This is a genomic window from Nitrincola sp. A-D6, from assembly GCF_000764495.1.
Classification (GTDB): domain Bacteria; phylum Pseudomonadota; class Gammaproteobacteria; order Pseudomonadales; family Balneatricaceae; genus Nitrincola.
In genome coordinates this window covers 11,498-25,179 of sequence record NZ_JRLB01000037.1, presented here as the reverse complement: position 1 = coordinate 25,179, position 13,682 = coordinate 11,498, and the positions used below count along the sequence as shown (strand labels likewise).

Sequence of the window (13,682 nt, the reverse complement as noted above, 5' to 3'; positions counted from 1 at the left end):
ACCCAATACCCTGAGGAGCACAGATGCACAGCCAAGACACTATCGCAGCACAGGCCACCGCTCCCGGGCGTGGCGGCGTTGGTATCATTCGTGTATCGGGCCCTCTGGCACTGGCTATTGCAAAACAGGTGCTGCAGCGTGAACCGGCGCCGCGCTACGCTCACTACGGTGACTTTTATGCCGCCGATGGACAGAGTATCGATCAGGGAATCGGCCTGTATTTCCCCGGTCCTAATTCCTTCACCGGTGAAGATGTGCTGGAGCTACAGGCGCATGGCGGCCCAGTGGTGATGGACTTCATCCTACAACGGGTAATCAGTCTGGGCGCTCGGCCCGCTCGACCCGGCGAGTTTTCTGAACGTGCCTTTCTGAATGACAAGCTGGACCTGGCACAGGCCGAAGCCATCGCCGACCTGATCAACAGCACTTCTGAACAAGCCGCACGCTGTGCACTGCGTTCACTACAAGGTGCATTTTCAGCGCGTATCCACGCCCTGGTTGAACGACTAATCCAGCTGCGTATCTATGTGGAAGCCGCCATAGACTTCCCTGAGGAGGAGATCGACTTTCTCGCCGATGGTAAGGTACAGCAGGATTTGCTCGCCATCATGGCCGATCTTGAAGCGGTACAGCGCGAAGCCCATCAGGGCAGTTTAATGCGCGAAGGCATGCATGTGGTCATAGCCGGTAAACCCAATGCCGGTAAATCCAGCCTGCTAAATGCGCTGGCAGGACGGGAAACGGCGATTGTCACCGATATCGCCGGCACCACCCGCGACGTGCTGAGAGAGCATATTCACATCGACGGCATGCCCTTGCATATTATCGACACCGCTGGCTTACGTGATGCCCCGGATCAGGTTGAAAAAATCGGCATCGACCGCGCCTGGCAGGAGATACACAAGGCGGACCGCATTCTTATGGTGGTAGACAGCAGCGAAACCCATGCCGCAACCCCCGAGAAGATCTGGCCAGAATTTGTAGCTCAATTGGCTGATGCCAGTAACATCACCGTTATCCGCAATAAGATCGATCTACAGGCAGAAGAACCGCAGCTTATTCAGGAAAGTGAATACTCACTTATCTCCCTGTCGGCCAAACAAGGCAGGGGGTTGAGTTACTGCGTGAACACCTGAAAGCCTGCATAGGCTTCAGCAACACCACTGAAGGCGGATTTATGGCACGTAGACGCCACCTGGATGCGCTGGATCAATGCCATCAACAACTGCAAGCTGGCCTGGCACAACTGCAGGGTTACAGCGCCGGTGAGCTATTAGCGGAAGATCTGCGCATGGCCCAGCAAAGCCTGGGAGAGATCACCGGGGAGTTCACCCCGGATGATCTGTTAGGAAGGATCTTTTCGAGCTTTTGTATCGGGAAGTGATCAGGGCTTAAGTAAAACCTTTCCTTTACGACCCGGCTGGAGCGTGGCACGCACGGCCTCAGCCGCTTCAGCCAGATCATAGATCGCATCGACAGGCAGCTGTAGTTCTCCACCACCTACACGTTGGAAGAGTTCGCCGACTAGCCTCTGCTTGTCTTCCTGGCTCATCTCCTGACTGACCTTACTACCCCAAAACCCCTTAACCGTAGCCTGCTTAAAAATCACGTCGCCGGAGCTGATACGCATCGGCTCGCCAGTCATAGAACCGAAGGCTACCAAGGTACCCCCTTCACCCAATAGCGATAGCAGCTCACCGCTAGCCTCACCACCCACAGAGTCAACCGCCGCACTGATCGGTGCGTCACCTACAATAGCGCGCACCTGATCCATCCAATCCGACTGAGCCGTAGACACCGCATGGGTGATACCCAACGCGGCCAGTTCGTCCACACCAGCATCACGGCGCACCAGATTAATCGTATGCACGCCACGGGCCGCTGCGAGCATCGCCAGGGTCTTACCAACCGTGCCATTGGCGGTGTTTTGCAATACCCATTGCCCAGACTCAACCTGGAGAAACTCCAACAGCATCAACGCACTCAACGGCATGGCAATCAACTGTGCCGCTGTTTCATCGCTGAGGGCATCGGGTACCGGAATTGTCATTCCAGCCGGGGCAGTGAAAAATTCGGCCCAAGTGCCGTGCGCACTGGCAACAGCAACGCGCTGACCGATAGAGAAGCCCACGACGCCTTCGCCAAGCGCATCAATCACGCCAACCGCTTCACTCCCGCCTATGGCGGGCAATACCGGTTTATAGCCGTATTCTCCACGTATGGTCCAGAGGTCATGGTGGTGAATGGCCGCCAGTAGCATTTTTACCCGTACCTCGCCGGGGCCAGGCTGTGGGATGGGACTTTCGCCCAGAGTCAGCACATCAGCAGGTTCGCCAAAGGTGTTGTGGATAGCACTACGCATAATAGATTCCTTAAGACATGTAAATTAGGAGAGGCTGATCACGCCAACAACTTAAGTAGCGCTTCGGCAGTCACTTCGGAACTGCCAGGGTTCTGACCCGTGACTAGCTTGCCATCAATCACTGCCAGTGGCTGCCAATCATCACCTTTTTCATAAATCCCGCCTAAGCGTTTGAATTCATCTTCAATCAGAAAAGGCACTACATCGGTCAGACCTACAGCGGCTTCTTCGCTGTTAGAAAAACCAGTCACCTTACGACCCGCGATCAACGGCTGACCAGCGTCATCCTGCACCTTGATAAGCGCACCAGGTGCGTGGCAAACCAATCCAAGGGGTTTATCGGCACGAGCAAACGCCTCGATCAACGCGATGGAGGTTGCATCATAGGCAAGATCCCATAGCGGACCGTGGCCACCGGGATAGAACACGGCATCGAAATCAGCGGCATCAATCTGAGTCAGTGGCAGAGTAGCGGCCAGTTGCTGTTTTGCATGCGTATCCTGGTAGAAGCGTTCAGTGGCTTCGGTTTGTGCTTCCGGCGCATCACTCTTTGGGTCAAGCGGTGGCTGACCACCAGCGGGTGAAGCCAGGGTGATCTTGGCACCGGCATCTTTAAATACGTAATAAGGCGCTGCAAATTCTTCCAGCCAGAAGCCAGTTTTATGACCTGTGTCGCCAAGGCGGTCATGTGAGGTTAAAACCATCAGTATATTCATTGGATTACTCCTTGCGTGTTCTTTTCAAAGTTGAAATGAGGCCGCTGGCTAGATTGAAGCCACCATGGACAGCATTCTAGTAAAGATTAGACCGGTCGTCTAGTAAATGGTAAAAAATAGACAGTCACGTTTTCCACTTGAATTCAGACTAGGCGCTCGAAGACCAGGACGCAAACGTGTGCAGTAACAATATCAGGATTAAAAATGCAGGCCAGGATGTGTTTCTCAGTTTAGCCCGTCTAGCCCAAGCATGCGCTTGGTGGCAACCATGGCTGACTCGAGGGGTTTACGGTCACGGGTAATTTTGGCGCGCAAACTTGCTCCCATCCACAGCTGATACAGATTAGCCGCCACTTCACGGCTTTCAGCCAGGGCAATAAAGAGCCGTCAGAAATACCTTCTTCAAGAATCTGAGCAATACGCGCAATGACACGATCGGTTCCCTGCTCCAGCACTTTACGCATCCCTTCGGACAAGTCGCTAACCTCTGCGGCCAGTTTAACGGCTAAACATTTACCCTTCGGGTCGCTGTCAGCCTCAATATCGATCCAGTATTGCCAATAGCGCATTAATCGCTGCGCAGCAGATTGACCTGGTTGAGTCAACACGGCTTCGAGCTGAATCGAGTATTCAGCGAAGTAGGTTTCCAGTAAGGCTTCACCAAAAGCCTCTTTCGACTTGAAATAGTGATAGAAGGAGCCTTTAGGTACACTGGATGCGAGTAGAATTTCGTTGAGGCCCACGGCAACAAAGCCTTTACCGCTAATTATCGGTTTGGCCGTGTCCAGGATGTGTTTGCGAACGTCAGTAGTGGCTGCTATTTTCATCCAAATATTCTATCCCCGAGTAGACCGGTTGTCTAGAAACCCGCAAAAAACAAAGCTCAATATGACCAATCTGCACCCATAGCCGATGTGCTAGACTTTCCGAGTTAGATGATGATCTTCATGAGCGCCATTACATACCCGAAAGGATAAATAAAATGCCTGATGCTTCCGACAAAAAGTCATCCAACCTAAACCACATCACCACACTGTTTTTTGATGTTAACGAAACGCTGTTGGATATTCAGCCTCTGAAAGCCGTGATCAGCAAAACGTTAGACAATCGACAAGAGCTTGCGGATCTGTGGTTTATTTCGCTCCTACACCACTCTCTGGTGGATACCGCCAGTGGTGGCTGGCACACCTTTGCTGAAATAGGTAATGCCGTACTCAATATGCTGGCAGCACAGCATAATATCCAGATGAGTGATGATGCACCGTCGATTGCTGAAGCGTTATCACAATTACCACCCCATGCAGATGTTATTCCTGCGCTTTCGGCACTCCAGCAGCAGGGCTTCAAGCTGGTAGCACTGACTAACTCGTCGCGAGCCCTGGCTGACAAGCAGCTAAATCACGCTGGCATTATGCACTTCTTCGATGCTGTGCTTAGCGTTGAGAGCATCAAGACCTATAAGCCCGACTTGAAAGTGTATTGCTGGGCCACTGAACAGATGGATGTTCCACGTGAAAACACCTTGATGATTGCAGCCCATAGCTGGGATGTCGGCGGAGCGAAGCGTGCTGGTATGCACACGGCGTTTATCGCACGCAAAGGTCAGACCCTGTCACCACTCTTACCCGAGCCTGATCTTGTTTGCTCGGATCTCAACGATCTTGCTGCATCCCTAGGGCCTACAAAAGTAAATGAAATGCAAAATTAATATTACTTTCGAAAGCGAACCCTGCGTTCTGGAGACAACCGCCAGATTTGCAGTGCCATGGCCAGGCTCAAGCGGTGATTGGGATCATCAAGACTGCCACCCAGCAAAGACTCTATACGTTGCAGGCGGGAGGTCATGGTGTTTCGATGCACCCCTAACCGAGCCGCGGCCAACACCAGGTTACCATTGACCTGAAACCAGGCTTCAAGGGTGGGAATCAATACCGGTTCAGGCCCTTTATCGGCATTCAATACAACACCCAGATTATCCGTCACAAAGCGATCCAGGATACTGCGGTCACGAATCCCCGCCAATAGCGCCAGCGTGCCCATTTCATCAAAACTACACAGCCCCAGTCGATCAGGAAAGGCTTGCGCGGCAACCAATGCCTGACGCGCCTGGTAGAGTCCAAGCGCCCATTCGGACACATCTTTTCCCGGACTGCCTAAGCCCAGACATAAGCGTAGCGGGGCCAGCGTCTGATTATGTTCGGCTAACCACTGCGCCAAGTGCTCACGGCGTAATTCTGGATTCTCCTCTGCTTCTGGCAACAGCACGATCCACTGATCCGCCTGCTGTAACACCGGCAGCACAGGATCAAGGCTGGCCTGCCAGGCAGCCAACGCCCGGGTCACCTGTGCCTGACTGGATTGTAATTGCCGCTCGGCTTCGGCACTACCATAACGCTCAATCAGGGCATCACTGCCATCCAGGCGAGCGACCAACACCTGTCGTGGGGAATCTATCGGTATACCCAAACGCTGCGCTCTCAGGCACAGGGTATCCATAGCCACCGGATCACCTTCGAGCAACTGCTCTAGCACCTGCAGTCGTGAGCGTCCACGCATCTGTGCTTCTACCAGTGCCACCCCGACAGCCTGGGTCACCACCACCATTTTTAACTGGTAGGGTTGCTCTATGAGCGGCAAACCCAAGGCATCGGCTCGCTGAACAACACTCTCAGGAATAGCGCGAATGTATTCTTGCCCCGTCAGAATCACCAAGCCAGCGATATGCCGCCGATGCCCTTGCTCCACAAGCTGGAGCAAATTGGCTCATCACGCACATGATTGATCCCCGTGACAAACACCAACTCACCGCCCATCACCCATTCAGCAATTGACTCATTTTCAGCCACATAGGGCCAACGCACCTGAGAATGTACCCCGGCTTGGCCCGCACGCAGTTTCATCGAATCCAAGCCAGGTAAATCAAACACTTCGGCAATAGTCAGCGCCATAAAATGGTTTCCTAGTGACGATCTTGGCGTAAGTAGGTAACCCCCAGTGCCGCAGGCTCATCGCGATAGCGTGAACGCGCCGCCAGCACCAACACCAGTATGGTCAGCAGATAGGGGAGCATACCCATCAAATAGACAGGTACAGGTAACCCTTGTGCCTGTAACCTGGGTAATAACATGTCTACCGCACCAAACAACAACGCACCAATCAAGGCTCGACCTGGGCGCCAACGCGCAAATACCACCAGGGCCAGCGCTATCCATCCTCGTCCGGCAACCATATTGTCAACCCAGACATGGGCGCTGGCAACGGATAGATAGGCGCCACCCAGTCCACACAAAGCACCACACAGCATACCCGCCAACACCTGCATACCGGGGACGGAAACACCGGCATTATCTGCGGCGGCGGGGTCTTCTCCAACAGCGGTGAAGCGCAGACCAAAGCGGGTATAGTGCAGCACCCAGGCGACCAGTATCACCAGCAAGATGGACACCCAGGCAAGCAACGGCTGTTTAAACAGCAATCCACCCAACAACGGCAGCTGTTGTAAGTCAGGTAGATCCAGCGCATTCATACCATTAAAAGGCTGATGTACCCAATGACGGCCAACAAAACCCGAAATTCCCAACCCGATTGCCATTACCGCCAAGCCACTGAGTATCTGATCCGCTTTAAGCACGGCCACAGAAAGGGCAAACAGCAACCCAAGGCAACCACCGGCCAGCAACCCTGCGCCTGCGCCCAACCAGGGCGATCCGGATAACAGCGTCACAACTGCACCGGTCATAGCCCCAACGGCCATATAACCTTCAGCCCCCAGGTTCACCACCCCCGTGCGCTCAGACAAAATCAGCCCCAGGCAAGCAAGTAACAGCGGTAAAGCGGAGACGGGAATACTAGCCAACCAAAATGCCAAAAAACTCATACAGTCACCTCTTTACGTCTGTCTATGCGAAATGCCGCCATAAACTGACACCACAATAGTGAAAGCAATACGATGCCTTGCATCAGCAACACCGTAGCTTCGGTCAAACCGTAAAACACCTTGAGTGAGGCTCCGGCGTTATACACACCGGCCAAGACCACCGCTACCGGCAACACCCAGAAAGGCCGGAAGCGGGCAATAAACGCAATCACGATTCCAGAAAAGGTCATGTTCCAACCCAGATGCTGAGTCAAACGGTATTCGGTACCCGCAACCAGGAGTCCTCCGGCTAAACCTGCCATAGCGCCTGACAGCAAGACCATCACCACCAGTGTCGTTCCAACAGCGATACCGCTGGCTTCGGCAACCCGTCTGTTAGCACCCAAAACACGCGACTGGAAGCCAAAACGACTACGCTCCATGACCCACATAACCAGCAATACCATGCCGATGGAGACAAATAATCCAGTGTGCAAATTGCCAAAGCCAAGCTTAGTTAAACGTTCTGAGGCGCTGATAGCGGGTGAAATTGGAAAGCTTTGCGTCGGATCTCGCCAGACCCCAAACAGCAAATGCTGCAACAACTGATAGGCCACGTTGGTCAACAGCAAGGTCACAACCAGTTCACTGGCGTGAAAACGCTCTTTCAACCACAAGGGGATTGCGATCCATATAGCACCGCCCGCCATCGCCGCCAGCAGCATCAGTACCCAGCGATAGCTATCGCTGCCAATCCCGTTGATCGATACCGCCATGGCGGCAATCGCACCTAACCAAAGCTGTCCTTCAATGCCGATATTCCAGAACTTCACTCGCAGAGCCAAGGCCGCAGACAAACCAGCCAGAATCAGAGGTATCGACAGGGTTAAGGTCTGAGCCAGACCATCTGTTTGAAAGAACACCTGCCAGACCAAATCTTCAAATAGCATGTCGGCAGGCACACCTGCCTGAACGAGTAGCGCAACACAGAGCACCCCACCCAACAACAACCCACCGGCAAAGGTCAGGGAGCTTCTTAAAAAGGATATGTCTACCCGACGCTGGAGAGCAAACTGCACAGCCATTCAGTGGTCTCCTATCATCAGCGCACCGATTTCGTTGGCACTGGCCGTACCAGGCAACTCTCCGGTGATGCGTCCAGCATTCATCACCAGAATACGATCAGACAAGGTCATGATTTCCTCCAGGTCTTCACTAATCAGCAAGACAGCACCGCCTCGCGAAGTTAATTCACGTAAGGCGGCATGTACCGTGCCGCAGGACTTCACATCCAACCCACGTGTGGGTGAGTGGGCAATGGCCACAACACAATCCTGATCCAGTTCCCGAGCCAGCACCAATTTTTGCGCATTGCCTCCTGAGAGCAGCCGAGTCACTCCATGAGGCTTGCACCGGTAATCCGATGGTCTGTAATGGCATTTTTCGCATCCTGAGACAGGCCTTTAGGTGAAATCCAAAAGCGTCCTTTGCGCCCTGAGGCCACCTTGGTCAGCGCCAGGTTATCGCTGACCGGCAACTCAAGCGCCAGCGCATTAGCGGCACGATCGGCGGGTATATAACGCAATCCGTAGGCACGTCGCTGCGACACTGAACTATGCGAAATGGAAAAGCCGTCCAACTGTAATGACCCGCTATCCACTGGCAGGAGTCCCATCAAGCTTCACAGAGCTGAGCCTGCCCGTGTCCACCCACACCAGCCACTCCAACAATTTCCCCACGACGTAGCCTGATAGCTATGTCAGAAATAGCCGTTGAGCCATCATTGCGAGAGGCACTCAAGCCAACGGCAACCAGTAAGTCAGGGCCATGGGCTTGCAGATTAGAGGGTTGTCGTTGGGGGGCCGCCACATCACCCATCATCAAATGTGCGATTTGTGCCTGGGTGAGAGACCCTGTGGATAAGTTCGAGGCCACTGTACGTCCCTGGCGCAAGATAGTCACTCGATCACTGTGGCCTACCACTTCCCTGAGCTTATGAGTAATCAGAATGACCCCTTTGCCGGCATTTGCCATACGCCGAATCGCTGTCAGCAGACTCGTTGATTCGGCGTCAGTGAGTACGGCAGTAGGCTCATCCAGAATCAGTATCCGTGCCCCCAACGCCAGGACCTTACAAATTTCCGCACGCTGACGTTCAGCCACCGAAAGATCGGCAACGCGTGCGTAAGGATCAAGGTTAACCCTAGCTGCTCAGCGGTTGCCTGCAGGGTTTTTGCGGCAACCGATAAACGTTGCAGCTCAGGAGAGCGGTCGGCCGCCAGTATCAGATTCTCGGCAACACTGAAACGCTCAACTAGCCGATAATGCTGATGCACCATCCCGATACCCTGTGCGGTAGCATCTGTTGGCTTGCGGATCGAGCAGGCTTGTCCATCCAAGACGATGTCGCCTTGGTCTGGCACATACACGCCCGTGAGCAGATTCATCAGTGTCGATTTACCGGCACCATTTTCGCCCAACAGGGCATGCACCTCACCTGAGTTGAGCTCAAAGCCAGCATTCTCCAACACAGTGCGTTCACCAAAGCGTTTGCACAAACCACGAAGATGCAGTGTCTGAAAATTGGCTTGGCTCATCAGCGCGTTGACCCGACAACACCCTTAACCAGGTAATCCATACCCCATACGTCTCCCGCATCCAGTTCAGCGCCTTCAGCCAGAATTTCAGTTCCATCCTGCTTTAACAGCGGCCCGGTGAAGGGCGAGAATTGGCCTTGCATCATCTCGGCTTTCACCGCTTCAATTTGAGCCAGCGCTTCGGCAGGTACATCGGCATGCAGTGGGGTGATATCCACAACCCCTTCAGCCAATCCAGGAAAAGCGCCATAGGGATTGGGCTCCCAGCTACCCTCAATGATATTCTGGATAGTTGGAATCAGGTATTTATCCCAGTTGAATACCACCGATGTCAGGTGGCCATTAGGGGCCGCGCCACTCATGTCCAACTGAAAACCAACACTGTAATGACCATTGCGTTCAGCGGCCGAAAAAGGTGCTGAAGAGGAGAGGTTATTGGCAATGACATCCGCACCCATTTCAATCAACGACTGGGCGGCCTGGCCTTCACGTACAGGGTCCCACCATGAGTTGGTATAGATGGCATTGACGCTGGCATCAGGCTGGCTCGCCTGAACACCCAGCGCAAATCCATTGATATCCCAGTTCACTACCGAAACCGGAAAACCGCCCAGCATGCCTAGCTTGTTGGTTTCACTCACCGACCCTGCCGCCATACCTGCCAGGTACCAGGCTTCGTAGGTTCTGGCGTAGAAACTCTCCAGATTCTCGGTGTTATGAATGCCTGATGCAGACAAAAAGGCAACATGTGGATACTTTTCAGCCGCCTGTTTAACGCCTTCAGAATAGCCATAGGTAGTGGCAACAATGATATTGGCACCGCGACGAACAAACAGGTCGATTGCATTCACCAGTGCGGAAGCTTCTTCAGGAATGCTTTCAGCCACCATCACTTTCACATCCAGTTCATCAGCAACCTTTTGACGGGCGTTATCAAGTGCCTCATTCCAACCCCCATCCTTGGCAGGAGAGGCATAGATAAATGCAACAACGGGATCACCTTCCAGGGTAAAGGGTTCAGCCTGGCTGAAGCACGCGACGGAAAACAACAACAATGCAGTAGCAATACGCGATACAGCAGGAACAGATAAGCGGTGCATAGGTCACCTCATTCAATTTAGAGTGTTGTGGGTTGACGAAGTTGGTAGGTTTGATCGAAACGGGAGCGGATATAGTCCCCAGATATGATTGGCGGGTATTGCGCAGGCCAATCAGGATTCTGGCAGGTCGGCAGTACCTCTATAAGACTTTGGGAGTTAGGCCCAAAGAAAAACGGAATAGAAAATCTTTCGCGTCCTGAGGCATTAATGACACGATGCAGGGTGGAGGCAAAATAATTATTCGTCCAACGTGCCATCAGGTCGCCGACATTGACAACGAAGGCCCCCGGAATCGGTGGCGCCTGTATCCAGTCACCCTGGCTATTGAGTACCTGCAGGGCAGGAACTTCATCGGTACGCAAAATAGTGAAGCACTCATAATCGGAATGAGGGCCTATGCCGATCTGCTGCTCATCCACCTGTCCCTCTTGGGAGGGATAAGAAAGTACCGCATATGTGCCATCGGTTGGTAATATAAGGCAGGAAATACTGCTCATCCAGCTCCAGCGCCAGCGCAAATGCACGAAAGATCATGCCGCCCAAATCCAGCATGGCCTGATGATAGGCCTGCAGTGCTTCACGAAAACTCGGCAGGTTTTCCGGCCACTGATTCGGTCCATAGCCAAACACACCGGCACGGACATCCTCATCATCCAGAGGCACATCCAAGGCGATATCAAAGCCTTCGTGCAGATCACCCTTACCTTCAACGTTGGTATTTTCATGCAATAACGGGGTATAGCCACGCATGTTCATTGAGCGATTAATGTCCAGTTTGATTTTTTCGCTCAGAGGGAGGGCAAAGAAGCTTTTAGCCGCCGAAAAAGTCGTATCTATAACACTTTGAGGTACCTGATGGCCGGTGACATAAAAAAACCCAACCAGCGTACAAGCATTACGCACAGCCTCTCCAACGCGTAAGCGCGCTTGTTGGTCAGAACCATACAGCGGCGAAATATCTATCTGCGGTATTTCTGAAAAATCGAGACTTCTGGCGTCCAGGCCAGAGGCTGTAACAGCGCGAGGCCCCAACCCCGTAATAACCGTATTCATGCAAGCATCTCCCGTTGAAAAGACTGTGCACTGGGCACATAGCAACTTTGTGTATTAGTTGTTAAAGCAAGAGGTGTGCCATGGCATTAAGGGAGGGTTTGTACAAAAAACAGGTCTGATTGCGAAGCATAAATTGTGCATAATGCACAGCAAATAAGAGATGCTAAGTAAAAACGCCCTCACATAGGGCGCTCAGCGCCCTATGTGAGGGCAAGAAAGGTTCATAGGCAAGTTTTACTACTGGCGTTGCTCAACTGCATCCTTGCCGCCTCCAGCGTATTCTGCATCAACATCGCAATCGTCATAGGGCCAACACCACCGGGTACCGGGGTAATTGCCGCGACCTGGTCGTAAACATCTTCATAGTCGACATCACCCACCAATCGGGTGCCATTGTCTGATGCGATACGGTTGATACCCACATCGATCACCACTGCGCCTGGTTTAACCCAGTCGCGCTTGATCATCTGCGGTCGACCAACCGCCGCGACGAGGATATCGGCGTCGCGACACAGGCGTTCTATATCGCGTGAACGGGAATGCACAAGGGTGACGCTGCAATTGGCTTGCAGCAACAGGGCGGCCATGGGTTTGCCGACGATATTGGAGCGTCCTACCACCACCGCATGCAAGCCGGTCAGGTCACCGCAGCTATCCTGCAGCAGGCGCATGCAGCCCGCCGGTGTGCAGGGAGTCAGCACCTTACGACCCTGACTAAGACCACCGACATTACTACTGTGAAAACCATCCACATCTTTTAATGGATTGATTGACTCCAGCACCTGAGTTTCATCCATACCGGCAGGTAAGGGCAGTTGCACCAGAATGCCATGTATTTTCGGATCCTTATTCAAAGCTTCGATCAACGCTAATAAATCTTCTTGCGTGGTATCGGCCGGTAGTTTGTGCTCCAGAGAGTAGATACCCACCTCTTCAGCACGCAACACTTTGTTGCGTACATAGACCTGACTGGCGGGATCTTCACCGATCAATACCACGGCCAGCCCTGGTTGAACGCCTTGCTGTTGCAGCCCCTTCACCTGTTCAGCCACCTCGGACAGCACCCGTGCTGAGGCGCGTTTACCATCGATGCGTTTAAAGGGCGCATCCTGCAATGCCAGCTGTGTATTCATCGGAAAATCACCGTTTTGTCCTGATTGAGAAATACGCGATGTTCGAGGTGGTATTTTACTGCTTTTGACAGTGCCACTGTTTCGGTATCGCGACCTATATTGACCAGATCTTCAGGTTTATAACCATGATCCACGCGTTGCACTTCCTGTTCGATGATCGGGCCTTCATCAAGATCTGAAGTCACATAATGCGCTGTGGCACCGATCAGTTTAACTCCCCGGTCAAACGCCTGGTGGTAAGGTTTAGCGCCTTTAAAACCAGGCAGAAAAGAGTGGTGGATATTGATCGCCCGACCGGCCAGTTGCTTACATAAATCATCTGACAATATTTGCATATAGCGCGCCAGCACCACCAAATCCGTATCGGTTTCTTCGACTATCTGAAGTAGCTGCTGTTCTTGCTGGAGCTTATTGTCTTTGGTCACCGGCAAATATACAAACCGGATACCCTCACGCTCAGCCATTGGGCGCAGATCCAGGTGGTTGGAGACGATAGCGGTAATCTGCATATCAATTTCACCTTTGTGATAGCGGTACAGCAGATCGGTCAAACAATGGTCGAATTTACTCACCATCAGCAACACACGCATCGGACGATCACTGCTGTGCAGTTCCCAGGTCATATCGAATCGGCTGGCAACCTCGTCAAATCCAGCCTGTATCGCCTGGATATCACCCTCATGTCCGGCATTGAAACGAAACACCGCACGCATGAAAAAGCGGCCACTGAACTCATCATCAAATTGCGACATTTCACTGATGTAACAGCTGTTGTCCGACAGGTAAGAGGACACGGCGGCGACGATACCCGAGGTTGCCGGGCAGCTGGTTTTAAGAATAAAGTGGTGTGTATCGTGTTGCATGT

The 13,682-nt window shown here is 52.9% G+C and carries 17 protein-coding genes and 1 pseudogene; 2 read left to right on the top strand and 16 right to left on the bottom strand.

The annotated features are described in order from the left end of the window. Positions 1-23: 23 nt before the first annotated feature. Positions 24-1,384 (top strand): annotated as a pseudogene (mnmE, locus tag LH51_RS07165) (tRNA uridine-5-carboxymethylaminomethyl(34) synthesis GTPase MnmE). On the opposite strand, the gene LH51_RS07160 reads toward mnmE, so the two are convergent. The 3 genes from LH51_RS07160 to LH51_RS07150 all read right to left on the bottom strand — a co-directional run bounded on the left by LH51_RS07160 (position 1,385) and on the right by LH51_RS07150 (position 3,905). Further along, complete coding sequence (locus LH51_RS07160; RefSeq protein ID WP_036521014.1) at positions 1,385-2,362, bottom strand: zinc-binding dehydrogenase; 978 nt, start codon at positions 2,360-2,362, stop codon at positions 1,385-1,387. Between the two features lie 38 nt (positions 2,363-2,400). Further along, positions 2,401-3,078 carry a type 1 glutamine amidotransferase domain-containing protein gene (locus tag LH51_RS07155; RefSeq protein WP_036521012.1) on the bottom strand — a complete coding sequence of 226 codons (678 nt, stop codon included), beginning with the start codon at positions 3,076-3,078 and terminating at the stop codon, positions 2,401-2,403. Between the two features lie 239 nt (positions 3,079-3,317). Further along, positions 3,318-3,905: a TetR/AcrR family transcriptional regulator gene (locus LH51_RS07150; protein WP_235263590.1), complete on the bottom strand. Its 588-nt coding sequence runs from the start codon at positions 3,903-3,905 to the stop codon at positions 3,318-3,320. A 155-nt stretch (positions 3,906-4,060) separates the two neighbouring features. Here LH51_RS07150 and LH51_RS07145 point away from each other — a divergent pair, with 155 nt between their 5' ends. After that, positions 4,061-4,786 (top strand): haloacid dehalogenase type II, encoded by a 726-nt coding sequence (locus LH51_RS07145; protein WP_036521011.1) that lies wholly within the window; start codon positions 4,061-4,063, stop codon positions 4,784-4,786. Between the two features lie 2 nt (positions 4,787-4,788). On the opposite strand, the gene LH51_RS23520 is transcribed toward LH51_RS07145, so the two are convergent. From LH51_RS23520 to purU, 13 genes are all read right to left on the bottom strand, one after another. Beyond that, complete coding sequence (locus LH51_RS23520; RefSeq protein ID WP_200881905.1) at positions 4,789-5,835, bottom strand: helix-turn-helix domain-containing protein; 1,047 nt, start codon at positions 5,833-5,835, stop codon at positions 4,789-4,791. Beyond that, entirely contained in the window at positions 5,784-6,026 is a 243-nt protein-coding gene (locus LH51_RS23515; RefSeq protein WP_200881904.1) for a PucR family transcriptional regulator ligand-binding domain-containing protein, read from the bottom strand. The genes LH51_RS23520 and LH51_RS23515 overlap by 52 nt, the downstream gene beginning before the upstream one ends. A gap of 11 nt (positions 6,027-6,037) precedes the next feature. Then, a complete protein-coding gene (locus LH51_RS07135; protein WP_036521009.1) occupies positions 6,038-6,955 on the bottom strand; it encodes an ABC transporter permease in 918 nt (305 codons plus the stop codon). Further along, complete coding sequence (locus LH51_RS07130; protein WP_052063549.1) at positions 6,952-8,019, bottom strand: ABC transporter permease; 1,068 nt, start codon at positions 8,017-8,019, stop codon at positions 6,952-6,954. The genes LH51_RS07135 and LH51_RS07130 overlap by 4 nt, the downstream gene beginning before the upstream one ends. Beyond that, positions 8,020-8,292, bottom strand: a complete 273-nt coding sequence (locus tag LH51_RS18985) for a hypothetical protein (RefSeq protein ID WP_160173694.1) — start codon at positions 8,290-8,292, stop codon at positions 8,020-8,022. It lies immediately after the preceding gene. Positions 8,293-8,327: 35 nt separating this feature from the next. Beyond that, positions 8,328-8,594 carry a hypothetical protein gene (locus LH51_RS18980; RefSeq protein ID WP_144244205.1) on the bottom strand — a complete coding sequence of 89 codons (267 nt, stop codon included), beginning with the start codon at positions 8,592-8,594 and terminating at the stop codon, positions 8,328-8,330. A gap of 14 nt (positions 8,595-8,608) precedes the next feature. Then, on the bottom strand, positions 8,609-9,097 hold the full coding sequence (locus LH51_RS18975) for a hypothetical protein (RefSeq protein WP_144244204.1): 489 nt from the start codon (positions 9,095-9,097) through the stop codon (positions 8,609-8,611). Continuing rightward, the gene (locus tag LH51_RS18970) at positions 9,037-9,531 is read right to left on the bottom strand and encodes an ATP-binding cassette domain-containing protein (protein WP_052063545.1); all 495 of its coding nucleotides are present in this window, start codon (positions 9,529-9,531) and stop codon (positions 9,037-9,039) included. Before LH51_RS18970 ends, LH51_RS18975 begins: the two co-directional genes overlap by 61 nt. Beyond that, positions 9,531-10,631 (bottom strand): BMP family ABC transporter substrate-binding protein, encoded by a 1,101-nt coding sequence (locus tag LH51_RS07120; protein ID WP_036521007.1) that lies wholly within the window; start codon positions 10,629-10,631, stop codon positions 9,531-9,533. Before LH51_RS07120 ends, LH51_RS18970 begins: the two co-directional genes overlap by 1 nt. Positions 10,632-10,648: 17 nt before the next feature. Further along, the gene (locus tag LH51_RS21295; RefSeq protein WP_200881903.1) at positions 10,649-11,050 is read right to left on the bottom strand and encodes a 2OG-Fe(II) oxygenase family protein; all 402 of its coding nucleotides are present in this window, start codon (positions 11,048-11,050) and stop codon (positions 10,649-10,651) included. Further along, positions 11,043-11,684 (bottom strand): isopenicillin N synthase family oxygenase, encoded by a 642-nt coding sequence (locus tag LH51_RS21290; RefSeq protein WP_200881902.1) that lies wholly within the window; start codon positions 11,682-11,684, stop codon positions 11,043-11,045. Before LH51_RS21290 ends, LH51_RS21295 begins: the two co-directional genes overlap by 8 nt. A 221-nt stretch (positions 11,685-11,905) precedes the next feature. Then, on the bottom strand, positions 11,906-12,817 hold the full coding sequence (gene folD / locus LH51_RS07110; protein WP_052063544.1) for a bifunctional methylenetetrahydrofolate dehydrogenase/methenyltetrahydrofolate cyclohydrolase FolD: 912 nt from the start codon (positions 12,815-12,817) through the stop codon (positions 11,906-11,908). Next, entirely contained in the window at positions 12,814-13,680 is an 867-nt protein-coding gene (purU, locus tag LH51_RS07105; protein ID WP_036521006.1) for a formyltetrahydrofolate deformylase, read from the bottom strand. Before purU ends, folD begins: the two co-directional genes overlap by 4 nt. Positions 13,681-13,682: the final 2 nt, after the last annotated feature.

What these genes read in the sequence shown, in the direction of transcription:
- LH51_RS07120 (WP_036521007.1), bottom strand. Translation starts at nt 10,631, where the DNA reads ATGCACCGCTTATCTGTTCCTGCTGTATCGCGTATTGCTACTGCATTG.
- LH51_RS21290 (WP_200881902.1), bottom strand. Translation starts at nt 11,684, where the DNA reads ATGAATACGGTTATTACGGGGTTGGGGCCTCGCGCTGTTACAGCCTCT.
- LH51_RS07150 (WP_235263590.1), bottom strand. Translation starts at nt 3,905, where the DNA reads ATGAAAATAGCAGCCACTACTGACGTTCGCAAACACATCCTGGACACG.
- folD (WP_052063544.1), bottom strand. Translation starts at nt 12,817, where the DNA reads ATGAATACACAGCTGGCATTGCAGGATGCGCCCTTTAAACGCATCGAT.
- LH51_RS07130 (WP_052063549.1), bottom strand. Translation starts at nt 8,019, where the DNA reads ATGGCTGTGCAGTTTGCTCTCCAGCGTCGGGTAGACATATCCTTTTTA.
- LH51_RS07155 (WP_036521012.1), bottom strand. Translation starts at nt 3,078, where the DNA reads ATGAATATACTGATGGTTTTAACCTCACATGACCGCCTTGGCGACACA.
- LH51_RS07145 (WP_036521011.1), top strand. Translation starts at nt 4,061, where the DNA reads ATGCCTGATGCTTCCGACAAAAAGTCATCCAACCTAAACCACATCACC.
- LH51_RS07135 (WP_036521009.1), bottom strand. Translation starts at nt 6,955, where the DNA reads ATGAGTTTTTTGGCATTTTGGTTGGCTAGTATTCCCGTCTCCGCTTTA.
- LH51_RS18970 (WP_052063545.1), bottom strand. Translation starts at nt 9,531, where the DNA reads ATGAGCCAAGCCAATTTTCAGACACTGCATCTTCGTGGTTTGTGCAAA.
- LH51_RS07160 (WP_036521014.1), bottom strand. Translation starts at nt 2,362, where the DNA reads ATGCGTAGTGCTATCCACAACACCTTTGGCGAACCTGCTGATGTGCTG.
- LH51_RS23515 (WP_200881904.1), bottom strand. Translation starts at nt 6,026, where the DNA reads ATGGCGCTGACTATTGCCGAAGTGTTTGATTTACCTGGCTTGGATTCG.
- purU (WP_036521006.1), bottom strand. Translation starts at nt 13,680, where the DNA reads ATGCAACACGATACACACCACTTTATTCTTAAAACCAGCTGCCCGGCA.